This window comes from Nocardioides sp. L-11A, assembly GCA_029961745.1.
In the GTDB taxonomy this organism is placed as follows: domain Bacteria; phylum Actinomycetota; class Actinomycetes; order Propionibacteriales; family Nocardioidaceae; genus Nocardioides.
Genome location: CP124680.1, coordinates 4,664,104 through 4,685,924, shown reverse-complemented (window position 1 = coordinate 4,685,924; position 21,821 = coordinate 4,664,104). Strand labels below are relative to the sequence as shown.

The 21,821-nt window shown below is 71.2% G+C and carries 19 protein-coding genes; 13 read left to right on the top strand and 6 right to left on the bottom strand.

Annotated features, from left to right (window positions below):
* Nucleotides 1-38 precede the first annotated feature (38 nt).
* The 4 genes from QJ852_22500 to QJ852_22485 all read right to left on the bottom strand — a co-directional run bounded on the left by QJ852_22500 (nucleotide 39) and on the right by QJ852_22485 (nucleotide 8,479).
* Entirely contained in the window at nucleotides 39-4,193 is a 4,155-nt protein-coding gene (locus QJ852_22500; protein WGX95910.1) for a metallophosphoesterase, read from the bottom strand.
* Nucleotides 4,194-4,243: 50 nt separating this feature from the next.
* Nucleotides 4,244-6,088, bottom strand: a complete 1,845-nt coding sequence (locus QJ852_22495) for a fibronectin type III domain-containing protein (protein WGX95909.1) — start codon at nucleotides 6,086-6,088, stop codon at nucleotides 4,244-4,246.
* Between the two features lie 217 nt (nucleotides 6,089-6,305).
* Nucleotides 6,306-7,553: a hypothetical protein gene (locus QJ852_22490; protein ID WGX95908.1), complete on the bottom strand. Its 1,248-nt coding sequence runs from the start codon at nucleotides 7,551-7,553 to the stop codon at nucleotides 6,306-6,308.
* A gap of 80 nt (nucleotides 7,554-7,633) precedes the next feature.
* Nucleotides 7,634-8,479, bottom strand: coding sequence for an LLM class F420-dependent oxidoreductase (locus QJ852_22485; GenBank protein WGX95907.1), 846 nt, complete (start codon nucleotides 8,477-8,479; stop codon nucleotides 7,634-7,636).
* Between the two features lie 68 nt (nucleotides 8,480-8,547).
* Between QJ852_22485 and QJ852_22480 the strand changes: the two genes are divergently transcribed.
* The 11 genes from QJ852_22480 (at nucleotide 8,548) to QJ852_22430 (ending at nucleotide 17,660) form a co-directional block, all read left to right on the top strand.
* Nucleotides 8,548-9,135: a TetR/AcrR family transcriptional regulator gene (locus QJ852_22480; protein ID WGX95906.1), complete on the top strand. Its 588-nt coding sequence runs from the start codon at nucleotides 8,548-8,550 to the stop codon at nucleotides 9,133-9,135.
* A complete protein-coding gene (locus QJ852_22475) occupies nucleotides 9,132-10,370 on the top strand; it encodes a cytochrome P450 (GenBank protein WGX95905.1) in 1,239 nt (412 codons plus the stop codon). The genes QJ852_22480 and QJ852_22475 overlap by 4 nt, the downstream gene beginning before the upstream one ends.
* Nucleotides 10,370-11,155 carry an SDR family oxidoreductase gene (locus QJ852_22470; GenBank protein ID WGX95904.1) on the top strand — a complete coding sequence of 262 codons (786 nt, stop codon included), beginning with the start codon at nucleotides 10,370-10,372 and terminating at the stop codon, nucleotides 11,153-11,155. Before QJ852_22475 ends, QJ852_22470 begins: the two co-directional genes overlap by 1 nt.
* Complete coding sequence (locus tag QJ852_22465) at nucleotides 11,152-12,537, top strand: cytochrome P450 (GenBank protein WGX95903.1); 1,386 nt, start codon at nucleotides 11,152-11,154, stop codon at nucleotides 12,535-12,537. Before QJ852_22470 ends, QJ852_22465 begins: the two co-directional genes overlap by 4 nt.
* Nucleotides 12,537-12,734 (top strand): ferredoxin, encoded by a 198-nt coding sequence (locus QJ852_22460; protein WGX95902.1) that lies wholly within the window; start codon nucleotides 12,537-12,539, stop codon nucleotides 12,732-12,734. The genes QJ852_22465 and QJ852_22460 overlap by 1 nt, the downstream gene beginning before the upstream one ends.
* Nucleotides 12,734-13,375 (top strand): hypothetical protein, encoded by a 642-nt coding sequence (locus QJ852_22455; protein WGX95901.1) that lies wholly within the window; start codon nucleotides 12,734-12,736, stop codon nucleotides 13,373-13,375. Before QJ852_22460 ends, QJ852_22455 begins: the two co-directional genes overlap by 1 nt.
* On the top strand, nucleotides 13,372-14,838 hold the full coding sequence (locus QJ852_22450) for an aldehyde dehydrogenase (GenBank protein ID WGX95900.1): 1,467 nt from the start codon (nucleotides 13,372-13,374) through the stop codon (nucleotides 14,836-14,838). Before QJ852_22455 ends, QJ852_22450 begins: the two co-directional genes overlap by 4 nt.
* 123 nt (nucleotides 14,839-14,961) lie before the next feature.
* A complete protein-coding gene (locus QJ852_22445; protein WGX95899.1) occupies nucleotides 14,962-15,711 on the top strand; it encodes an SDR family oxidoreductase in 750 nt (249 codons plus the stop codon).
* Between the two features lie 85 nt (nucleotides 15,712-15,796).
* The gene (locus tag QJ852_22440; GenBank protein ID WGX95898.1) at nucleotides 15,797-16,642 is read left to right on the top strand and encodes an NAD(P)-dependent oxidoreductase; all 846 of its coding nucleotides are present in this window, start codon (nucleotides 15,797-15,799) and stop codon (nucleotides 16,640-16,642) included.
* Between the two features lie 74 nt (nucleotides 16,643-16,716).
* The gene (locus tag QJ852_22435; protein ID WGX95897.1) at nucleotides 16,717-17,265 is read left to right on the top strand and encodes a Uma2 family endonuclease; all 549 of its coding nucleotides are present in this window, start codon (nucleotides 16,717-16,719) and stop codon (nucleotides 17,263-17,265) included.
* Nucleotides 17,262-17,660: a carboxymuconolactone decarboxylase family protein gene (locus QJ852_22430; protein ID WGX95896.1), complete on the top strand. Its 399-nt coding sequence runs from the start codon at nucleotides 17,262-17,264 to the stop codon at nucleotides 17,658-17,660. Before QJ852_22435 ends, QJ852_22430 begins: the two co-directional genes overlap by 4 nt.
* Before the next feature lie 203 nt (nucleotides 17,661-17,863).
* Here QJ852_22430 and QJ852_22425 read toward each other — a convergent pair whose 3' ends face one another.
* Both QJ852_22425 and QJ852_22420 read right to left on the bottom strand, forming a co-directional pair.
* Nucleotides 17,864-18,295, bottom strand: coding sequence for a PIN domain-containing protein (locus QJ852_22425; protein ID WGX95895.1), 432 nt, complete (start codon nucleotides 18,293-18,295; stop codon nucleotides 17,864-17,866).
* On the bottom strand, nucleotides 18,292-18,525 hold the full coding sequence (locus QJ852_22420) for a hypothetical protein (GenBank protein ID WGX95894.1): 234 nt from the start codon (nucleotides 18,523-18,525) through the stop codon (nucleotides 18,292-18,294). The genes QJ852_22425 and QJ852_22420 overlap by 4 nt, the downstream gene beginning before the upstream one ends.
* 118 nt (nucleotides 18,526-18,643) lie before the next feature.
* On the opposite strand from QJ852_22420, the gene QJ852_22415 reads away from it, so the two are divergent.
* A complete protein-coding gene (locus QJ852_22415; GenBank protein ID WGX95893.1) occupies nucleotides 18,644-19,387 on the top strand; it encodes a 4'-phosphopantetheinyl transferase superfamily protein in 744 nt (247 codons plus the stop codon).
* A gap of 313 nt (nucleotides 19,388-19,700) precedes the next feature.
* Entirely contained in the window at nucleotides 19,701-21,557 is a 1,857-nt protein-coding gene (locus QJ852_22410; protein ID WGX95892.1) for an LPXTG cell wall anchor domain-containing protein, read from the top strand.
* The last annotated feature ends 264 nt before the right edge of the window (nucleotides 21,558-21,821 follow it).

Genomic DNA, 21,821 nt, shown 5'->3' with positions numbered 1-21,821 from the left:
CCACATCGGACGACCGGGGCCTCGTGCGTGGCACTCCGCTACTCGAGGGTGAGCATGATCAGCCCGGCCGGGTACCGGTCGCGGGCCGAGACGTAGACCCGGTGCCGGACCGGATCCACGGAGACGCCGTAGACCTTGTTGCCGAACTTGTGCGCGGACAGCCGGGAGACCTCGCTGAGGTCGCCGGCGTCGAGGACCGTGACGCCGCTGGCGTCGAAGTTCTCGTTCTGCTCGCCCAGGTAGACCCGGCCGAGCTCCGGGTCGACCGCGACCGAGCGCCACATCGGTGCCGTCCGGGCGGCCTGGGCCACCTCGGCGTACGTCGCGCCGTCGAACACCCGCAGCCCGACCGTGGCGGCGGCGCTGTCGCTGTTGGACACGTAGAGCCGGTCGTTCACCGCGTCGTACGCCACCCCGTGGCTGCGCCAGGTGGCGTCGGCGATCGGCACGTTCTGCACCATCGCGCCGGTCGTCGCGTCCATCACGACGAAGCCCGCATTGCGAGTGGCGCCGAACACCCGGCCACGCTCGAGGTCGACGTCCAGGCCGCGGACGTTGGCGCCGAACTCGAACGGTCCGCGCTTCAGCGCGCCGGTGAGGCTGTCGACCACGACCCACCGGGCGCCGAGTGCGACGTACAGCTCGCCGGCCTCGCTGTCGAGCGCCACGTCGCGGACGCCCTCGCCCAGGGCGATGTCACCCGGGACGCCGTCGACCAGGCCCGGGATGCTCAGGGCGAGGACCCGCACGCTGGTGTCGGTGGCGGGATCGACGACCCGCACCCGCGCCGGGCGCATCTCGTTGCCGACGAACAGGTGACCGGTGACCGGGTCGACGGCCGAGCCGACCGGCCTGTCGTCGACCTCGGTGTCGGCACCGTCGGGCAGCACGGTCAGCGCCGTGGCGACGTAGTCGCCGTCGCCCGGCTCGGGGTCGACCGGGTCGACCGGCCCACCGGTGCCGTCGCCGGGCACCGGGCCGGGGAGCTCGCCGTCGACCAGGCGCTGGCTGACGGTGACGGCGACGGGGGTGAGTTCGTCGCCGGGTGGGTTGAGGCGGTGGTCGCGGTTGGAGACGAAGACGCGTTGGCGTTCTTCGTCGGCGGCGATGCCGTAGCCGTCCTTGCCGTATTGCTTGCCGATCTTGTCGACGAGGAGGTCGCCGTCGGTGAGGTCGTAGACGGCGAAGCCGCCGGACTCGTCGGTGACGCCGGTGAAGCCGACGTAGACGAGGCCGTGTTCGGAGTCGATGTCGACTTGGCGGGCGTCGGGTCGGGTGGGGGTGTCCCAGACCTTGGCGAAGCCGTTGGCGGCGTTGAAGACTTCGACGTTCTTGGCGGTGGCGGTGTCTTCGAAGTAGGCGACGGCGAGGTTGCCGTTCTTGGGGTCGGCGGCGACGTAGTAGGCGCCGACGGTTCCGTTGACGGTGCCGATGGAGGCTCCGGTGGTGGCGTCGAAGACTTCGACTCCGCGGGAGGGGATGGCTGCGTAGACGTAGCCGAGGGTGGGGTCGATGTCGAGGGAGCGGTTGGATTCGCTGATGGCGTAGGGGCCGCGTACGACGTGGCCGTAGGTGGCTTCGGCGAGGGAGACGACGATCCAGTTCTTGTTCTGTTGGCCGACGTAGAGGAGTTGGTTGGTGTCGTCGATGCCGAGGTCGCGGATGTTCTCCGGGAGGGTCATCGAGTGGAGGACCTCGTCGGTGGCGGGGTCGATCTCCCAGATGGTGCGGCCGTTCTGGTCGCCGAGGAAGAGGGTGTCGCGTTCTTGGGAGAACGCGACTCCGGCGGGGAGCTGGGCGGTCACGTCATCGACCGACTCCAGCTGGCCGAGCACGCCGTACTCCGGGGTCTCCGGTACGACGCGGCGGCTGACGGTGACGGCGACGGGGGTGAGTTCGTCGCCGGGTGGGTTGAGGCGGTGGTCGCGGTTGGAGACGAAGACGCGTTGGCGTTCTTCGTCGACGGCGATGCCGTAGCCGTCCTTGCCGTATTGCTTGCCGATCTTGTCGACGAGGAGGTCGCCGTCGGTGAGGTCGTAGACGGCGAAGCCGCCGGACTCGTCGGTGACGCCGGTGAAGCCGACGTAGACGAGGCCGTGTTCGGAGTCGATGTCGACTTGGCGGGCGTCGGGTCGGGTGGGGGTGTCCCAGACCTTGGCGAAGCCGTTGGCGGCGTTGAAGACTTCGACGTTCTTGGCGGTGGCGGTGTCTTCGAAGTAGGCGACGGCGAGGTTGCCGTTCTTGGGGTCGGCGGCGACGTAGTAGGCGCCGACGGTTCCGTTGACGGTGCCGATGGAGGCTCCGGTGGTGGCGTCGAAGACTTCGACTCCGCGGGAGGGGATGGCTGCGTAGACGTAGCCGAGGGTGGGGTCGATGTCGAGGGAGCGGTTGGATTCGCTGATGGCGTAGGGGCCGCGTACGACGTGGCCGTAGGTGGCTTCGGCGAGGGAGACGACGATCCAGTTCTTGTTCTGTTGGCCGACGTAGAGGAGTTGGTTGGTGTCGTCGATGCCGAGGTCGCGGATGTTCTCCGGGAGGGTCATCGAGTGGAGGACCTCGTCGGTGGCGGGGTCGATCTCCCAGATGGTGCGGCCGTTCTGGTCGCCGAGGAAGAGGGTGTCGCGTTCTTGGGAGAACGCGACTCCGGCGGGCAGCTGGGCGGTCACGTCATCGACCGAGACCAGGTCCTTCTCGTGGCGGTACTCGAAGGTGCCGTCCGGGTTGCCGGGGTTCTCCGGGTTCTCGGGGTTCTCCGGGTTCTCGGGGTTCTCACAGCCGAGGCACGGGCCCGGGTCCGTCGGGTCGATGACCTGGGGCTCGGCGTCGTCGGTGACCGCCTTGCCGTGCTCGTTCTTCACGATGGTCAGGCCGTCGTAGTACTTGCCGTCGGCCGTGCGGGACTCGTAGCGCAGTCGTCCGTCCTCGACCGTCACGAGCTGGTAGAGCTGCAGACCGCCGCCCATCCGGCGCAGGTGCGCGCCGTTGTCGTCCCACACGCGCGGACCGGGCTTGTACTGCTTCTCGCCGACGTTGGACACGACATAGACCGGGCCGTCGTACGACAGGTCGGCGTCCCAGCTCTTCGGCAGGTCCTGCTCGGCGGCGTCGGTGTTGCCCCGCCCGTAGCCGTGGTCGTGGCCCTGCAGGACCAGGTCGACGCCGTACTCCTCGAAGACGGGCAGCCAGGCCTCGCGCACCGCGCGGTTGTTGCGGCCCTCGTCGAGGGAGAACACCGGGTGGTGGAAGAAGACGACCGTCCACCGGTTGGGGTTGTCCTTCAGCTGCTCCTTGAGCCACGCGGTCTGGATCGCCAGCGGCTCGGCCGAGCTCGCGTTGCTGTTGAGGGCGATGAAGCGCACGCCCTGGTAGTCGGTCGCGTAGACCGTGCCGTCGAGCAGGTCGTACGCCGGACCGGTGCCGGACGGCCCGTTGTCGGGATAGGTGAACTGCGCCGAGAACTGCTCCGACAGCTCGGTGCCGTCGTACTCGTGGTTGCCCGGCGCCATCATGAACTGCCTGGTGCCCAGCCCGTAGCTGGTGGCCTCGTAAACCTCGGCCCACTGCTCGTCGCTGTCGTGGTCGTCGACCAGGTCGCCGGCCTGCAGCACCATCCGGGCCTGCGGCGCGTCGCGGAAGGCGTTGCGGACGACCCGCGAGGCCTGCGACTTGATGCCGTTCTGGATGTCGCCGAAGTAGATGAACTCGAACGGGTCGTCGGTGGCCGACTCGGTCGTGAAGTGCTGCCACTCACTCCAGTTCGTGCCGTCGCCGACCCGGTACTGGTACGTCGTACCTGGCTCCAGGCCGGTCATCCGTGCGCTGTGGAAGGTCTCCTTGTAGCCGAGGTCGGTGGTGACCTCGGTGTCGCGCTCGGAGACGAAGACCCGCTGGTCGTTCTGGTAGGTCAGGCTGGAGGCCACCCGGAGCTCGGCCTTCGCCTCCCGGACGGCGGTCGACGTGCGCCACACGACGTTCTGGCTGGTCGTCGGGTCGTCGGTGGGCGTGAGCGTGATCCGGTCCGGGACCACGCTCGGCTGGTAGGTGACGGCGGGATCCGCCGCGACGGCCGCCGCGGTCGGCACCAGGCCGGGTACGGCGACCGCGGCCAGCGCCGGGGCGGCGCCGGCCAGCACGGCCGACGCGACCAGGGCGCCGATCGGCCGACGGGTGCGTCGGCGCAGGGACTCGAACATGCGTAGTCCTCTCGGAACGAGGGTGTCGGTGGGGATCGGGGCGGGCGCGCTCATCGCTTGCTCACCACCGTCTTGGTGACCGTCGCGGCGGCCACGGCCGGCGTACCGGCGTAGATCACGCGCACCTTGTGCTTGCCCACGGAGAGGCGGGGGAGCCGGAGGGTGAGCCTCCCGTCCGCGGCGTCGCGCAGCTGCTTGACCTTGACCGTGCGACCGTCGACCACGAGGGTCACGCTCGCGCCGGGGGTGGCGACACCGGGTACGTCGACGACGACCCGCACCTTCGCCCGTACGCCCGGCCGGACCCGCTTGGGCAGCTTCTTGAGCTTGACCTTCGCGACGGCCTGCGCGGGCAGGGCCGGGGTGCCCGGGTGCGGCGCCGGCGGCGAGACGGTCGGGTTCTCGGTGGGGTTCTCGGTCGGGTCCGCCTGGGGTACGGCGGCCTCGGGCAGGTCGGGCCGGCCGATGGCGTCGCGCGTCGAGCCGGGGCCGGACGCGCGCGGCGCGTCGTCCGTCGTCACGAGCTTGGTGCCGTCGGCGTCCTTGGCGATGGTGAACGCGTCCACGAGCTGGCCGGAGACGTTCCAGCTCTCGATGTGCATCTCGTCGTCGGTGACGTCGACGAGCTGGTAGAGCTGGGTGTTGGCCAGGGACGTGCGCAGATGCGCTCCGTTGCGGGTCCAGTTGTTGTCGTCGGCCGGGTCCAGCACGTAGTACTTCGGACCGGCGACCGAGACCAGGTAGACCGGGCCCTTGTTGCTCTTCTCGGCGCTCGCGCCGGGCGGCAGCCCGGACTCGTTGGCGACCAGGTTGCCCCGGCCGTAGGCGTGGTCGTGACCCTGGGCGACCAGGTCGACGTCGTACTTCTCGAAGAGCGGCAGCCAGGCGTCGCGGATCGCGGCGTTGTTGCGCCCCGAGCTGACCGAGAACACCGGGTGGTGGAAGGTCACGACCGTCCACCTGCTGGGGTTGTTCTTCAGCACCTCCTCGAGCCATGCCGTCTGCGCGGCGAAGGCCTCGGGGTCACCGGGGAAGTTGCTGTTGAGCGCGATGAAGCGCACGCCCTGGTAGTCGGTGTAGTAGACGTTCTCGCTGTAGAGCTGGGCGATCCGACTCGTCGTCTCCGGCCCGTTGCGCGGGTACTCGAACTGTGCGCCCCAGTGCTCGGCGAGCTCGGGACCCGGGTAGTACTCGTGGTTGCCGGCCGCGGCGATCACGTTCATCGAGCCGTTGGACCAGCCCGCGGCTCCGAACCACTCGCCCCACTCGGCCTCCGAGTCGTCGGTGTCGATCAGGTCGCCGGCGTGCAGGACCGCCTTCGCGTAGGGCCGGGCCTCGTAGGCCGCGCGGAAGGTCCGCGAGACATAGGACTTGATGTCGTTCTGCGCGTCGCCCTGCATGATGAACGAGAACGGCTCGGGCTCGGCGCTCGCGGTCTGGAACTCCAGCCACTCACTCCACGTCGTGTCGTCGCCGACCCGGTAGAGATAGGTCGCGCCCGGAGTGAGGCCTGTCAGTGTCGCCGAGTGCTGGCGGACGTCGTAGCCGAGGTCGGTGGTGAAGGTGGTCGACGTGCCCGCGACGGTGCTGGTCTGCTTCGCCACGCCGGTGCCGGCGAGGGTCAGCTGGACCTGAGGGGGACCGGCCGCGGTGGACGTGCGCCAGGTGACGCTCTGCGAGGTGCTCGGGTCCTCGGTCGGCGTGAGCACGATCCGGTCGGGTACGACGAGCGGCGCGTGCACGGTCTTCGGGTCGACGGCAGGCGGGGCGAGCCCGCCGGCGGCGTACACGATGCCGGCGCCGGCGGCGATCGCGAGGGCGAGGCCGCCGACCACGATGGCGGGCCGCTTCGGGGCGCGCCAACGGGAGCGGGGCTGTCGGTCTGAGGAGGTCATGAGGGTCCTCTCGGAGCCGTCGCGGGGACGACGGCGTGCGGGCATGGGGCTGCGGTACGCCTCCCGAGACAGCACGCAGTCCCCGGCACACCGGGGTGTGGCGGGAACGGCGAGACGGCCGGAAGCTAGCAGCGGCCAGCTAACTCTTGGTGACCCTTTTGACGCGCTCAGGCGGGAGCGTCACCGGCCGTTCACCGAGAATGAACGGAGACTTCCCTCAGTGCTCGGCGCCGGTTATCGGAGTGATCGGGAGGGAGGTCCGTGGCTGGAAGACGAAGGACGCACCGGTGCTGAACCGGGTGACGGCGACCTCGTCGGCCTCCGGGACGGGCTCGGCCCGGAGGACGACGGTCGCCTGCCAGCCCTCCCCGTCCGACAGCGGGGTGACCTCGACGTCGAGGTGCGGGTCGAGGGCGCGGACCACGGCCTGCAGGGCGGCGGTCCAGGCGGGTCCGCACAGGGCGATCCAGGCCGCGTCCTCGTGGGCGGGGGAGGGGCGGACGACCAGGGTGCGGTCGCCGACCGACGCGTCGACGTACGCCGCGGGGTTGAGGAGCGGATGGACGGCGAGGAGCCGAACCGCCGCGGGGACCGGGTCGGGCTCGCGGTCCAGGCCGAGGGCCCGGGCCAGGCGCTCGGCGCCGAGACCGGCGACGCCGACCAGCTGCTTGCGGCGGATCCGCTCCAGCTCGCCGTCGGTCTCGGTGCGCTCGGCGACGGCGAGCGCGAACGCGCGATCGAGCAGGTGCATCTGGAGGCAGACCTCGTCGGCGATCCGGGCCAGGGCGGAGTGGGAGAAGGCGGTGAAGTCGATGTCGGAGAGCAGCGGGCCGGTGTAGTCCGCCCGGCCCTCGTCGGCCGGATCGATCGGATCGAGGGCGAGCGTCGCCGCGCGGGAGCGCTCGTTGACGGCGAGAGCGGGAACCGGCTCCGGCTCGGGGAAGTCGGGGTCGATGGTGACCGTCCAGGCGCAGTGCGGACTCCGGTCGGCAGGCACTCGCGGCGGGCGGTGGATCGGCCGGACCTGGGCGTGGGGGTTGGTCGCGATCGCCGTCGCGTCGAAGGTCGGGTCCTCGATGTCGTGGCACATCCCGCGCACGTAGTCCTCGCCCATCGGCTCCACGTCGACCAGCGCCCCGCAGTGGTCGAGGCGGAACTCGCCGTGCCAGGGGTCGTGCACGGTGTAGCGGAAGTCCATGAACTGCGGTGGGGCGCCGATGTCGAGCTGGAGGCCCTTGAAGATCGTGACGACATCGCCCTGCCCGGCCACCTCGGGCGCGTAGCCGAGCGCGTGCTGCATCCGGCGGGTGTAGATCGGGCTGGCCGCGGCCCACTCCTCGATGGCGACCTGCAGCATCTCGTCGCGGCCGAACGCCGCGATGCACCAGGCCATCCCCGAACGATCGATCAGCTGGCCCATCAGCAGCAGCTCGGGGACCAGCGTCGCGAGCTCGGTGCGACTCAACTCGGCGTACCGGCTGCGTCGTACCGGACGATTCTGTCGCGAATCTCCCGAATCCGGAGCAGGATTGTCCGGTACGACGTTCACGAGAGGCCGAGCCGTCCGGCGAGCTTGTCGAGGTAGGCGAGCACGGCGGACTCGTCGGAGTCGGGGACGCCCCAGATCAGCTCGGACGCCCCGGCCGCGGTCCAGTCGGCGAAGTCCTCGGCGGCGGGCCGCTTGGCGACGAGGACCCGGACGTCGGGCTCGCCCTCGCGACCCGCGTCGGCCCACTCCTTGCGCAGCAGCTCGGCGCCGGCGGCGACGTCGGTCGAGGTCGGCGTGGTCATCCAGCCGTCGGCGTGCGCGGCGATCCACCGCATCGTCTTCGGGCCGGCCCCGGCACCGATGATCACCGGGATCCGGCCCTGCGGGGGCTTGGGATAGGCCCAACTCGGGCCGAAACTGACGAACTCCCCCTCGTACGACGCCTCCTCCTCGGTCCACAGCGCCCGCATCGCGCCGAGGTACTCCGCCAGCACGGTGCGGCGCTTGGCGGCCGGGACGTGGTGGTCGGTGAGCTCGTCGGTGTTCCAGCCGAAGCCGGCGCCGATGGTGACCCGGCCGCCGGAGAGGTGGTCGAGGGTGGCGAGGGTCTTGGCGAGGGTGATCGGGTCGGACTCGACGGGCAGCGCGACCGCGGTGGACAGCCCGATCCGCTCGGTCGCGGCCGCGCAGGTGGCGAGCGAGACCCACGGGTCGAGGGTGCGCAGGTAGCGGTCGTCGGGCAGGTCCTCGCCACCGGTCGGGTGCAGGGCGTCCCGGCGCACCGGGATGTGGGTGTGCTCCGGCACATAGATGGTGTCGAAGCCCCGCTCCTCGGCGGCCTGGGCCAGTCGGGCCGGCGTGATGCCGCGGTCGGAGGTGAAGAGGACGATCCCGTTGCGCATGCGCCCACCATAGGAACGTGTTCTAGAAATGTCTTGCGCTCGTCGAGAACGTCTCCTATGTTGGACAGGTGTCCAGTCAGGTGTTCGAGACGCCGCGCCGGGGATTGAACCCCCGGCAGGCCGAGACGGTGGAGAGGCTGCTCGCTGCCGGGCTCGAGGAGTTGCGGGCGGTCGGCCACGAGGCGCTGACGGTCCGCACGGTCGCCCAGCGGGCGGGGGTGTCGCCCGCCACGGCGTACACCTATCTCGCCTCCAAGAACCACCTCTTCGCCGAGCTGTTCTGGCGTCACCTCACCTCGGCCGAGGCGGCCCGGACCGCCGCGGGTACGCCGGTCGAACGGCTGCAGGCGACGATGCGCGCCCTCACGGCGCGGATCGTCGAGGAGCCCGAGCTGGCCGCGGCGGTGACCCCTGCGCTGCTCGGCACCGACCCCGATGTCGCCCGGCTGCGGCTGCGGATCGGTGCGGAGTTCCTGGCCCGCTTCGAGGCCGCGCTGGGCGAGCCCGGCCGGCCGGCCGACCCGGCCGTGCTCGACGTGCTCGTGCTGACCTTCTCCGGAGCACTGCTCCAAGCCGGGATGGGGCTGCTGACCTACGACCAGATCGCCGAGCAGCTCGTCTCCGCGGTCGACGTGATCCTGCGGGGCAACGCATGAGCGGGGTGTCGACGGGCCCGACCAGCGGCGTGGCGTTCGACCCCTACGACTACGCCTTCCAGGACGACCCCTACCCGACCTACCAGCGGCTGCGTGACGAGGCGCCCGTCCACCACGCCGCCGCCGACGACCTGTGGGTCGTGTCCCGGCACGCCGACGTGTTCGCGGTGCTGCGCGACGACGAGACGTTCTCGAACCGGATGGGCGTCTCGCTCGACGCGTCGGCGTGGAACCCCGAGGCGCACCGGGTGATGAGCTTCCTCGGGCTCGACGGCGCGGAGCAGTCGCGGATCCGCAAGCTGGTGTCGGCGGCGTTCACCCCGCGCCGGGTCCGCGAGCTGACGCCCGAGGTGCGGGCGCTCACCGAGCGCTACCTCGCGCGCACCTTCGCCGCCGGTGCCGAGCACGGTGAGGCCGACTGGATCGGCGACCTCGCCGGCCTGCTCCCGATGGACGTCATCTCCGAGATGATGGGCGTCCCGGCCCCGGACCGGGACGAGGTACGCCGCCTCGCCGACCTCGTCGTGCATCGTGAGGACGGCGTCCGCGACGTGCCGCAGGCCGGCATGGAGGCGTCCTTCGCGCTCTTCGACTACTACGGCGAGATGGTCCGGCAGCGCCGTCGGACGCCGTCCGACGACCTCACCTCGGCCCTGGTCGCGGCCGAGCTCGACGGCGACCGGCTCACCGACGGCGAGATCATGGCGTTCCTGTTCCTCATGGTGGTGGCGGGCAACGAGACCACGACCAAGCTGCTCGGCAACGCGCTCTTCCACCTCTCCGCCCACCCCGAGCAGCAGGCCCGGGTGCTCGCCGACCCGGCCCTGGTGCCGGCGTGGATCGAGGAGACGCTGCGCCACGACACCTCCAGCCAGATGCTGGCGCGGTACGTCGTGCGCGACGTCGAGGTCGGCGGGGTGCTGATCCCCGGCGGCTCGAAGGCGCTGGTCCTGCTGGGGAGCGCCAACCGCGACGAGCGGGTGTTCACCGACCCGGCCGTCTTCGACATCGGCCGCGACAAGGCCGAGCTCTCGCAGATCCTCAGCTTCGGCACCGGCCGCCACTTCTGCCTGGGCGCCAACCTGGCCCGGCTCGAGGCCCGCGTGGTGCTCGAGGAGCTGGTCCGCCGGGTCTCCGGCTTCGAGGTGCACGCCGACCGCGCCGTCCGGGTGCACTCGACCAGTGTGCGGGGCTTCGCCGCGCTGCCGACCACCTTCACCGTGCGGGGGTCCTGATGGCCGCCTCACGCAAGCCCGTCCACCCCGACCGGCGGCCCGCCGTCGTCGCCGGCGCCTCCTCCGGGATCGGCGCCGCGACGGCTCGCGCACTCGCGGCCGCCGGCCTCCCGGTGGCGCTCGGCGCCCGGCGGGTCGACCGCCTCGAGGAGCTGGCCGCCGAGATCCGCGCGGCCGGCGGCGAGGCGTTCGTGCACCCGCTCGACGTCGCCTCGACCGCGTCGGTCGAGGAGTTCGCCGCGGCCGTGACCGCCGGTCTCGGCGCGGCCGAGGTGGTGGTCTGCAACGCCGGGCTGCTCGCGCCCGGCGCGATCCTCGACGCGACCACGGAGCAGCTCGCCGCGGAGTTCGACGTCAACGTGCTCGGCGCCCACCGCCTGGTCCGTGCCTTCGGTGCGGGGATGGTCGAGCGTCGGCGCGGCGACCTGGTCTTCGTCTCCTCCGACACCGCCCTGCGGGCGCGCCCGTTCATGCGCGGCTACAGCGCCACCAAATCCGGCCTGGAGGGGCTGGTCGAGGCGCTGCAGATGGAGCTCGAGGGCACCGGGGTCCGGGCCTCCGTCGTACGACCCGGGCCGACCTGGTCGGAGATGGGCTCCGACTGGGACGCCGAGGCGGGCGCGAAGGTGCTCACCGAGTGGATCAAGTGGGGGCACGCCCGGCACTCCCACTTCCTCAAGGCCACCGCCGTCGCCGACGCCATCGTCACCGTCGTCCGTGCGCCCCGGGGCGTGCACCTCAGTCCGGTCGACGTGAACCCCGAAGCACCCCTGGAGAGCAGATGAGTCTCGACGCCATCCCCGAGGTCTCGACGGTCCTCGACGACCAGGGCCCCGACGTCCCCGCGATCATCCGCGGCACCGGCCACCTGCCGGAGATGCGGGTCGACCCGATCCGCCTCTTCCATCGCGTGCGCGACGAGTGCGGCGACGTCGGGCGGTTCCGGCTCGCCGACAAGCAGGTCGTGCTCGTGACCGGCGCGGAGGCCAACGAGGCCTTCTTCCGGGCACCCGACGACGTGCTCGACCAGGCGGCGGCGTACCCGTTCATGACGCCGATCTTCGGCAAGGGCGTGGTCTTCGACGCCTCGCCCGAGGAGCGCCAGCAGATGCTGAAGAACCAGGCGCTGCGCGGCGAGATGATGCGTGGGCACGCGCAGACGATCGAGGCCGAGATCCGCCGGATGGTCGCCGACTGGGGGGATGAGGGCGAGATCGACCTGCTCGACTTCTTCGCCGAGCTCACCATCTACACGACGTCCTCCTGTCTGATCGGCAAGCCGTTCCGCGACCAGCTCGACGGGTCGTTCGCCGAGATCTACCACCGCCTCGAGCACGGCACCGACGCCATCGCCTATGTCGACCCCTACGCCGACATCGAGAGCTTCCGGATCCGCGACCAGGCTCGCGAGGAGCTGGTCGCGAAGGTGCAGGCGATCATCTCCGCGCGGGTAGTCCGTGCCGCATCGATGGGGGGCGAGATCCCCAAGCAGGACCGGGACCTGCTCGACGTCCTCATCGCCGTCGGGTACGACGCGGAGATGGTCACCGGCATCTTCATCTCGATGATGTTCGCCGGTCACCACACGTCGTCGGGCACCGCCTCCTGGGCGATGATCGAGCTGCTGCGGCACCCCGACGTGATGGACGCGGTCGTGGCGGAGCTCGACGAGCTGTACGCCGACGGGGCCGAGGTCTCCTTCCAGGCGCTGCGGTCGATCCCGGTGCTGGAGGCGGCGCTCAAGGAGACGCTGCGGCTGCATCCGCCGCTGGTGATCCTGATGCGGCTGGTGCAGGAGGACTTCGACCTGCTCGGCCGCACCATCCCGGCCGGCACGGTGCTGGCTGCCTCCCCGCGGGTGTCCAACCGGATCGAGGAGGACTTCCCGAAGGCCGACTCCTTCGACCCCGGGCGGTACGTCGACCCGCGCCAGGAGGACCTGCAGAACCGCTGGACCTGGATCCCGTTCGGCGCTGGCAAGCACCGCTGCGTCGGCAATGCGTTCGCGATGATGCAGATGAAGGCGATCTTCTCGGTGATCCTGCGCGACTTCTCCTTCGAGCCGGTGCAGGAGCTCGACTCCTACCGCGACGACTTCACCAAGATGGTCATCCAGCTCGCCCAGCCCGCCCGGGTGCGCTACCGCCGCCGGACCGGGGACGCCTGATGCGCGTCGTGGCCGACACCGGCCTGTGCCAGGGGCACCAGCTCTGCCAGGGCGAGGCGCCCGACGTGTTCGGGTTCGACGCCGACACCGATGTGGTCGTCGTGCTCCACGAGCACCCGGCCGAGGAGCGGCGTCCCGACGTCGCCGCCGCCGTGAAGTACTGCCCCGCCTTCGCCCTGTCCATCGAGGAGGACTGATGAGTGACCCGACCGCATCCCTGACCCGGGCCGAGATCGAGGAGTTCTGGCAGACCTGGCTCGACGTCAACCGTCGCGCCGAGACCCGCGGCGACTGGCGGGTGATGGCCGAGTGGTTCGCCGAGGACGCCACCTACGGCTGGATGTACCACCCCGACGAGCACTTCATGGCGGTCGGTCGCGACCAGATCCGGGACTGGGCGATCGGCATCGAGATGGACGGCCTCGACGGCTGGCACTACGACTACGTCTGCACGATGATCGACGAGCAGAAGTCGATGATCGTCGGCTTCTGGAAGCAGCGCTCCGGCATCCTCGACGACGACGGCGCGGAGTACGAGATCCTCGGCATCGGCGGCTCGTGGTTCGGCGTCGAGCGGCAGCAGTCCGGTCCCGACGCGGGACAGATCAAGATCGCCTGGCAGCGCGACTGGTTCGACCTCCCGTCGACGGCGCACACCTTCCTGTCGATCGTCGAGGCCGGCAAGGCGCCCGACACCCTGCTCAAGCGGATGTCCGTCACCGGCCATGACGTGCCCGGCCACTACCGCCTGAAGGACCTGCCCTCGACCGTGTGGCCGCCGCCGGTCGAGGCGGGCAGGTATGTCACCCAGGCACCCGCCCCGGAGGCGACCACGTGACCTCGAGCGGCCTTCCTCCCGCTGCCCGGCAGCTGATCGACGGCAAGCTGGTCGCCGCGGCCGACGGTGCGACGTACCCGATCCTCAACCCGGCCGACGGATCCGAGATCGGGGTGGCCCCCGACGGCACCGCCGCCGACGTGGACGCCGCGATCGCCGCGGCCCGACGCGCCTTCGACGAGAGCGACTGGTCGACCGACCGGGAGCTGCGCGTGCGCTGCCTGCGCCAGCTGCACGCCGCGCTGCTGGCCGACGCCGATGCCTTCCGCGCGCTGACGACGGCCGAGGTCGGCATGCCCGGCTTCATGATGGGCGCCGCCGGCTTCGACGTCCCCGTCGACGGCCTGACGTGGGTGACCGACCTGCTCGAGGGCTATGCGTTCGAGACCGACCTCGGCGTCGCCTCGCCGATGGGGATCCCCTCGCGTCGTACCGTGCGGCGCGAGCCGGTCGGGGTCGTCGCGGCGATCACCCCATGGAACGTCCCGACCCAGATCAACCTCGCCAAGATCGGCCCCGCGCTGGCCGCCGGCTGCACCGTCGTGCTCAAGCCCGCGCCGGACACCCCGTGGGTCGCCGCGGAGCTGGGTCGCCTGGTCGCCGAGCACACGGACATCCCGCCGGGTGTCTTCAACGTGGTGACGCCGCGCTCCAACGAGGTCGCCGCGGTGCTGGCGACGGACCCGCGCATCGACATGGTGTCCTTCACCGGCTCGAGCGCGGTCGGCAAGGCGATCATGGCGGCCGCGGCATCGACGTTGAAGAAGGTCTTCCTCGAGCTCGGCGGCAAGTCCGCCGCGGTCGCCCTCGACGACGCCGATGTCGCCGCCGTGGCGGGCGCGACCGCGTTCGCGGCGTGCATCCACGCCGGCCAGGGCTGCGCGATCACGACCCGGCTGATCGTCCCCCGCGACCGGTACGACGAGGCCGTGTCGGTCGCGGCGCAGACGATGGAGTCGATCGGCGCTCGCGACCCGCAGGATCCCGGAGCGATCTGCGGTCCGGTCATCTCGCGGGCGCAGCGCGACCGCGTGGCGGCGTACTTCGCGGTCGCGCTGGCGGAGGGCGGGCGGTTCGCCACCGGCGGTTCGGTCATCGACCAGGACGGCTTCTGGGTGCAGCCGACCGTCGTCGCCGGCCTCGACAACTCCTCGCGCCTGGCGCAGGAGGAGATCTTCGGGCCGGTGCTCGTCGTCATCGCGCACGACGGCGACGACGACGCGGTCCGGATCGCCAACGACTCGGCGTACGGGCTCTCCGGCTCGGTCGACTCCGGCTCGCTGGAGCGGGCGCGCGCCGTCGCCGCCCGGATCAGGACCGGCACCCTCGCCGTCAACGGCGGCGTCTGGTTCAGCCCGGACGCGCCGTTCGGGGGCTACAAGCAGTCCGGCATCGGGCGCGAGATGGGGGTCGCCGGGTTCGAGGAGTACCTGGAGACCAAGACGGTCGCGGAGCCGGCGTGAGCGGTGTGCAGGAATCGCCGGTCGACCGGCGATTCTGGCACTGGGCGCCCGTTGCAACGCCCCCCAAGTGCAGGAACAACCGGTCAACCGGCGATTCCTGTGCACCAGAGTGACAGGAGTGACATGAGGTTCGAGAACAAGGTCGTCGTCGTCACCGGCGCGGCGCAGGGCATCGGCGAGGCGTACGCGCGGGCGCTGGCCACGGAGGGGGCGGCTGTCGTCGTCGCCGACATCGACGAAGAGGCCGGCGCCGGGGTCGCCGCGTCCATCGAGGCCGACGGGGGCCGCGCGATCTTCGTGTCCTGCGACGTGTCCTCGGCCGAGTCGGCCCAGGCCCTGGTCGCGCGGACCGTCGAGGAGCTGGGCGGCATCGACCACCTGGTCAACAACGCCGCGATCTACGGGTCGATGGAGTTCAACCTGCTGATCAGCGTCGACTGGGACTACTACCGCCGGTTCATGGCGGTGAACCTCGACGGCGCGCTGGTGATGACCCGCGCGGTCCACCCCGAGATCGCCAAGCGCGGCGGAGGAGCGATCGTCAACCAGAGTTCGACCGCGGCGTACCTCTACTCCGGCTTCTACGGACTCGCGAAGGCCGGCATCAACAGCCTGACCCAGCAGCTCGCCCACGAGCTCGGCGGGCAGGGGATCCGGGTGAACGCGATCGCCCCCGGCCCGACCGACACCGAGGCGACCCGCACCCAGGCCGGCGACGCCGCCAAGGACATCGTCCGCACCAGCCTGGCCATCAAGCGGATGGGCTCGGTCGACGACATGGTCGGCGCGCTGCTCTACCTTCTCTCCGACGACGCGTCGTGGGTCACCGGCCAGATCCTGGCGGTCGACGGCGGCCAGACCTTCCGGTTATGAACACCCCACGACGTTCTTCGCCTCCCCGCTTCGCTCCGTTGAGCGAACAACGCCGCGGGGACCCCGTTCGCTCAGAGGAGTCGTGATGCGCGATCTGAAGGTGGGCTTCGTCGGTCTCGGCAATATCGGCAAACCGATGGCGCTCCGGTTGGCCGCGGCCGAGGGCATCGACCTCCAGGTGTACGACGTCGCGCCGGAGCCCGTCGCCGAGCTGGTCGTCGCCGGGGCGCGTGCCGTCGGCTCCGTGGCGGAGCTGGACGCCGACGTCGTGTGTGTGATGGTGCGCGACGACGACCAGGTCCGCGCGGTCGCCGCCGAGCTGCCGGACGAGACGGTGCTGGTGATCCACTCGACGGTCGCTCCCGCGACCCCGGCCGAGCTGGCCGCGACCGGACGGCGGGTGCTCGACGCCCCGGTCAGCGGCGGCCCGATGGGAGCCGCCGAGGGGAGCCTGGCGATCATGGTGGGTGGCACCGAGGATGCCTTCACCGCGGCGCGCCCGGCGCTCGAGGCGATGGGCAGCACGGTCGTCCACGCCGGTCCGGTGGGGGCGGGCACCCGGATGAAGCTGGCCCGCAACCTGATCCACTTCGTCGCGTTCACGGCCGTCACCGAGGCCCAGCGCCTCGCCGAGGCCGCCGGCCTCGACCTGATCGCGCTCGGCGACGTGGTCCGGCACACCGACGCGGTCACCGGGGGGCCGGGCGCGATCATGCACCGCGCCACCACGGTGCCGATCGCGCCGGACGACTTCTGGCACGGGGTCTTCGGCCACGTGCGGGCGCTGGGGGAGAAGGACCTGGGGTTCGCCATCGCACTCGCGGACGAGCTCGGCGTCGACGTACCGCTGGCGGAGCTGGCGATCGAGCGTCTCGGGCCCGGTCTCGGCCTGCCTGTGGAGGACGCGAGCCACGAGCGGAGAGATCGGTGAGGCTTTCCTCGACCCTGGCCCCGGGTCACAATGAGAGGAAGGTCGATGTGTCTCCACGCCTGTCAGGAGCGCCCATGCTCGAAGTGCCGGTCGACGGAGTGCGGCGCCTGCGCATGTCCTGGGAGGAGTACGAGCGACTCCCCGACTGGCCACGCACCGAGTGGGTCGACGGCGAGGTGCTGGTGATGCCGCCGGCATCGGAGTTCCACGGCCAGATCGCGGCTCGTCTGACTGCGCTCCTCATCGGCCGGTTCCCGGATCTCATGGTCGGCACCGAGATCGGCCTCTGGCTGCCCCGCAACCGGCTGCGCGGCCCCGACGTGATGATGGCCGAGAGCCGCACCGACGAGACCTTCCGGACCGTGATGCCCCTGCTCGTCGCGGAGGTGCTCTCGCCGAGCACCCGCAGCGAGGACACGCTCCGCAAGCCGATGGAGTACGCCGAGGGCGGTGTCGAGCGGCTCTGGATCGTGGACCCCGACCTGCGCACCATCGACGCGCTCCTCAACGTCGACGGCGCCTGGGAGACCGAGGCCCACCTCGACGACCGCGAGCCGGTGGCCGAGATCGTGATCGGCGAGCACGGCAGCGTCGTCCTCGATCTCCGGGAGGTCCTGCGGTGACGGGATCTGCCGACAAGTTCGACGACCTGCCCGAGCTGCGCGCCCGGGGACTGCGCAAGATGGAGCAGGTCTACGGCTTCGACATGACCGACGGCGAGGGTGACTTCTTCCGCTACACCGCCGATCACCTGTTCGCCGACATCTGGCAGCGGCCCGGTCTCAGCGATCGCGACCGGCGCCTGTTCCTGATCGGCCTGCTCGTCGGCCAGCGTGCGAACGACGTGCTCGGCATCCAGGTCCCCGCGGCCCTCGCCAACGGCGAGCTCGACGCGGAGGCGCTGCGCGAGTTGGTCATCCTCGCCTGCCACTACGACGGGTGGCCGAACGGGTCACGGCTGAACTCGGTCGTCGAGGACGCGATCGGCAAGGCGCAGCGCAAGAAGGCCGGATTCTAGCGACGGCCCAGGGCGCGTCTCTCAGGCTCCCCGGTCAGAACACCGAGGGTGTGTCTCACATCGGCGCCGTGGCGAGCGGTGTTTCCGGCCGATCTGGCAAGGCGGCGGAGCGACGTCGTGCCGGATCGCCCTTCGAGCGACGCCAACGCGGCCAGATCGAGTCGGAAACGTCGCGTAGCAGGCGGGGGTCGGGGAGACGCTCCCTAGACGAGAGGGTTCCGGGTCCGCAGCGACGGGAAGTACGAGAAGTCGCGGTCGGCAGTCCACAGTTCGCTGACGCCGTGCGCCAGGCAGATCGCCGCGATCCGTGCGTCGTGGACCTTGGGGCCGCGGACGGCCCCGGACGTCAGCAGGCCGCTCAGGACGGCGAGATGATCGGGGCCTTCGCCCAGAAGCGCGATCGACGGCAGGTCTGCGAGTGCCCGTACGGCTCCCAGGGCTTGCTCCGGGGATGACGGCGGGTCGTAGATCCGTGGATGGGTGGTGATGGCGAGGAACTCGTGCATACATGGCCACGGGACGCCGAAGCGGTCGCCCGAGCGGGCGATGCCCTCGACCGCGGTGCGTGCGCCGTGATGGTGGGGCGCATCGGCGCGGTGGGCATAGACGAGGATGTTGGTGTCGAGCGCGATCACGGGAGGTCGTAGGCGAGGTCCGTGAGGCGGGCCGGATCGATGTCGACACGCAGCCCGTTGCCCGTCGCCGTCGGGAAGACGAAGTCGACCTGAGGTCGGCCCGCGCGGCGCCGGTCGAGCTCGCTGCGGAGGCCTTGGACGACCAGATCGCGCAGCGTCGTCCCCTGCTCGCGCGCGAGCGCCTTCGCATCGGCGGCGAGGGCGTCGGGCACCTCGATCGTGGTCTTCATACGGCTCACCCTATCACCCGAGCCGTACTCCCGTACCACGCTGCCGCGGAGGTGTCCTCGCGACACTGCGGCACCGCGGAGTGAGCCGGCTCACCCCCTCTTGTTAGCCTCGGGAGCGATGACTCGCGACGTGGCGCAGGCGGTTCCGGACCGCGAGGCGGAGCCGGTGACCCCGGCCGTCCTCGACTCCTTCCTCAATACCTCGGTGCTCCGCCCCGAGGGCGGGCCCGGGATCTGGCGCATCCCGACGGCCACCGTCGGTGACGCCGAGCTCGAGGTCGCCCGCGACTGGCTCGACGAGGGCGAGCGCCAGCAGGCGTCGTCGTACGTCCGGGCGGAGCTGCGGCGGGCCTACGAGATCGCCCATGCCGCGGCCCGGCTCGTCGTGGGCGCGGCGACCGACACGCCGCCGGAGAAGGTCGTGTGGGGCCGCCACCCCTGCCCCGGGTGTGGCGAACCGCACGGCCGTCCGCGCGCCGAGGGCACCGGTGTGGAGTTCTCGCTGAGCCATACGCCGGGCCAGGTGCTCGTGGCGGTGGCCGACGTCGCCGTCGGTGTCGACGTCGAGCGCCACCCCGACGACCCGGTCGCGCTCGCGAAGCTGCTCCACCCGCGCGAGTCCGAGGAGATCGAGGCCGCCGCGCAGGGCACGCTCGACGGCGGCCGGGCCACGGTCCGGTTCACCCGGGCGTGGTCCCGCACCGAGGCCTACCTCAAGGGCATCGGCATCGGGCTGGGGCGCGACCCGCACCTGGACTATCTCGGCACCGACGACGCGCCGAGCCGCAGCCTCGGTTCGTGGGTCGTGCGCGACGTCGTCGTGCCGGAGGGGTACGGCGCGGCGCTCGCCGTCCTCGGCTGAGCGGTGATCTGGCGACGCCTCGTCGGATCGTGCGGCGCGGCGCCGCCCGAAGGTTAAATCTTCCGTTCGGGAGACACATTTAACCGGAATCCCTGCGCTTGGGACTTTGGTCCTCCCTAGGCTGCGGGGTGGGTTCCGTTCGTCCCCTCCGTCTCGGGAGGCGTGGGCGCTCGGAGAAGGGCATCTCGGAGCTGGGTTCACGGTGGGGCGTGGGCGCCGGGTCTGACGCCCTCCGGTCGCACGACCGCCTGCCTCAGCACCTTTGCAGCCGTCGCGGCACCCCTCGGCGCGACGCATTGGGGGGTTCCCGACCATGTCCAGATCCGCGCGCCGTCCGCGGCGCCACGCCGAGCCGGAGCAGGCCGTCACGGCCCGCCGGTGGCGGCACACCATCGCTCTCGCGCTGCCGGTCCTCGTGCTGGCCAGCGCCGCCCTCGCCGGTCCGGCACTGGCCGACGACGATGCCGCACCGGGCCCGGCCTCCGACACCGCCTCGACGGCCTCGAACGCCTCGTCGCCGGAGACCCCGGCCGAGCCGACGCCCGAGCCGAAGTCCGAGCCGAAGTCCGAGCCCGACCCGAAGCCGGCTCCCGAGCCCGAGCCGAAGCCCGCACCCGATCCGGGCCCGTCCGCCGAGCCGGATGCGCCGGACGCCGGGAGCGGCGACGGCGAGAGTGACCAGACCGGCGACGAGGCCGCCCCGAAGGCGGACCCGAAGGCGGATGCGGCGCCCGAGCAGGAACCGGGCGCGGCCGACGAGAACTCCGACGACACGCCGGCAGACGCCGCGGCGACCGACGCCACGCCGTCCGAGCAGACCACCCCGGCCGCGGAGTACACCGCCGTCCAGGCGGCCGCGAAGGCCGGCAACGCGCCGAGCGCGGTCGTGCCGCAGGCGGTGAACACGAAGAAGGTCGTGGTCTGCAAGTACGTCAGCACGCCGGGCGGCTACTCCCACCACGTCATCGTCCCGTCGGTGAACTCGCTGAAGGACTGGACGCCCGCGATGGGCTTCCCCTCCTTCGCCTTCGCCGACGCCCAGGACTCGATCGTGATCCGCTACCTCGACGACAACGAGATCCCCGGTCAGGTGCCGAACTCCGCCTGCCCGACGATGGTGAACCCGCCGACGCTGACGCTGCTCAACCCGTGCGGTGCCAACAACACCAGCTGGGCCGACCCGGCCGTGTCACCGGCGTACACCTGGGTGCGGAACCCGAACGGCTCGATCACCTTCACGGCCAATCCCGGCTACCTCTTCCCGTCGACCACGAGTGCCGGACTCACGATCTACACGAGCCCGCCGCCCCCGGCGGACACGGATCCGGTCAACCAGAACTGCGGCAACACCGACACCTTGATCACGCCGCCCGTCCTCCTCGTCGACGACCCGTGCGGCGCCGGGAACGCGGCCTGGATCAACCCCGGTGACACCGCGGCGTACACGGTGGCGATGAACACCCCGGCCGCCGGCCAGGTCACGCTGACCGCGAAGCCCGGCTTCACCTTCCCCGGTCCCTCGCCGACCTACGTCTACGGCCTGCCGGTCGAGACCAATGTGGCCGCGTGCCCGTCCGTCGTCCAGCCGCCGGTGGTGCCTACGGTCAACCCCTGCGGCCCGAACAACGTCGCGTTCGGCGCCGTGCCGGCCGGCCCGTGGACCTCGTCGGTCGACCCGGGCGACGGCTCGCTGACCCTCACCGCGACCGGCAACAACGTGTTCCCGGGCGGGGTGACACTGCACGTCTACAACCTGCCCGCGGACAACGATCCGGCGTGCCTGGTCGCGCCGGCGCTGGCACCCAGCGACCCGTGCGGGCCCAACAACGCCGCGTGGATCCCGCCGGTCGAGACAGCCGGCTACACCGTCTCGGTGGTCAACGGCGTGATCCAGTTGATCGCCAAGCTCGGCAACCTCTTCGTCGGCGACCAGCCGACCTACACCTATCCCGCCACGGCGCCCGTGGACTCCGGGGTGGTCTGTGAGGTCGGTGGCGTCGAGGAGACGCCGCCGAAGAAGTCGGACGACACTCCTGGAGCGGTCGACAGCGAGCAGGCGGCCGGCCTGCCGAACACCGGCGGTCCTGACGGCTGGCTGATGCCGCTCGGTGTCCTGTTGGTGCTGGCCGGCGCCGGCCTGGTCCTCGTCCGCCGCAACCAGCTGGCGTAGCCCAGGGCTCGGTGCCCGAACGTTCGGAGCCCGTGCCGGGAGTCCCCGGCACGGGCTCCTGCGTCTTCGGGGCCCGGCGCCGGCTGCTCAGCGTCGCGCGATCGCCACGCCCGCGAGCAGCAGCACGATGAACCACATGACCCCGCCGGCAATCCACAGCACATAGAGATAGACGCCGGCGCGGCCGGTTCGGTTGCCTCCGAGCACGGATCGGTTGTCTGGCGGACCGGATCGGCCCGCGCGGGGATCGGTCAGATGACCGAT

Coding starts and splice junctions, on each gene's coding strand:
- QJ852_22500 (WGX95910.1), bottom strand. CDS start 4,193: ATGTTCGAGTCCCTGCGCCGACGCACCCGTCGGCCGATCGGCGCCCTG.
- QJ852_22495 (WGX95909.1), bottom strand. CDS start 6,088: ATGACCTCCTCAGACCGACAGCCCCGCTCCCGTTGGCGCGCCCCGAAG.
- QJ852_22485 (WGX95907.1), bottom strand. CDS start 8,479: ATGCGCAACGGGATCGTCCTCTTCACCTCCGACCGCGGCATCACGCCG.
- QJ852_22475 (WGX95905.1), top strand. CDS start 9,132: ATGAGCGGGGTGTCGACGGGCCCGACCAGCGGCGTGGCGTTCGACCCC.
- QJ852_22470 (WGX95904.1), top strand. CDS start 10,370: ATGGCCGCCTCACGCAAGCCCGTCCACCCCGACCGGCGGCCCGCCGTC.
- QJ852_22465 (WGX95903.1), top strand. CDS start 11,152: ATGAGTCTCGACGCCATCCCCGAGGTCTCGACGGTCCTCGACGACCAG.
- QJ852_22460 (WGX95902.1), top strand. CDS start 12,537: ATGCGCGTCGTGGCCGACACCGGCCTGTGCCAGGGGCACCAGCTCTGC.
- QJ852_22455 (WGX95901.1), top strand. CDS start 12,734: ATGAGTGACCCGACCGCATCCCTGACCCGGGCCGAGATCGAGGAGTTC.
- QJ852_22445 (WGX95899.1), top strand. CDS start 14,962: ATGAGGTTCGAGAACAAGGTCGTCGTCGTCACCGGCGCGGCGCAGGGC.
- QJ852_22440 (WGX95898.1), top strand. CDS start 15,797: ATGCGCGATCTGAAGGTGGGCTTCGTCGGTCTCGGCAATATCGGCAAA.
- QJ852_22435 (WGX95897.1), top strand. CDS start 16,717: ATGCTCGAAGTGCCGGTCGACGGAGTGCGGCGCCTGCGCATGTCCTGG.
- QJ852_22420 (WGX95894.1), bottom strand. CDS start 18,525: ATGAAGACCACGATCGAGGTGCCCGACGCCCTCGCCGCCGATGCGAAG.
- QJ852_22415 (WGX95893.1), top strand. CDS start 18,644: ATGACTCGCGACGTGGCGCAGGCGGTTCCGGACCGCGAGGCGGAGCCG.
- QJ852_22410 (WGX95892.1), top strand. CDS start 19,701: ATGTCCAGATCCGCGCGCCGTCCGCGGCGCCACGCCGAGCCGGAGCAG.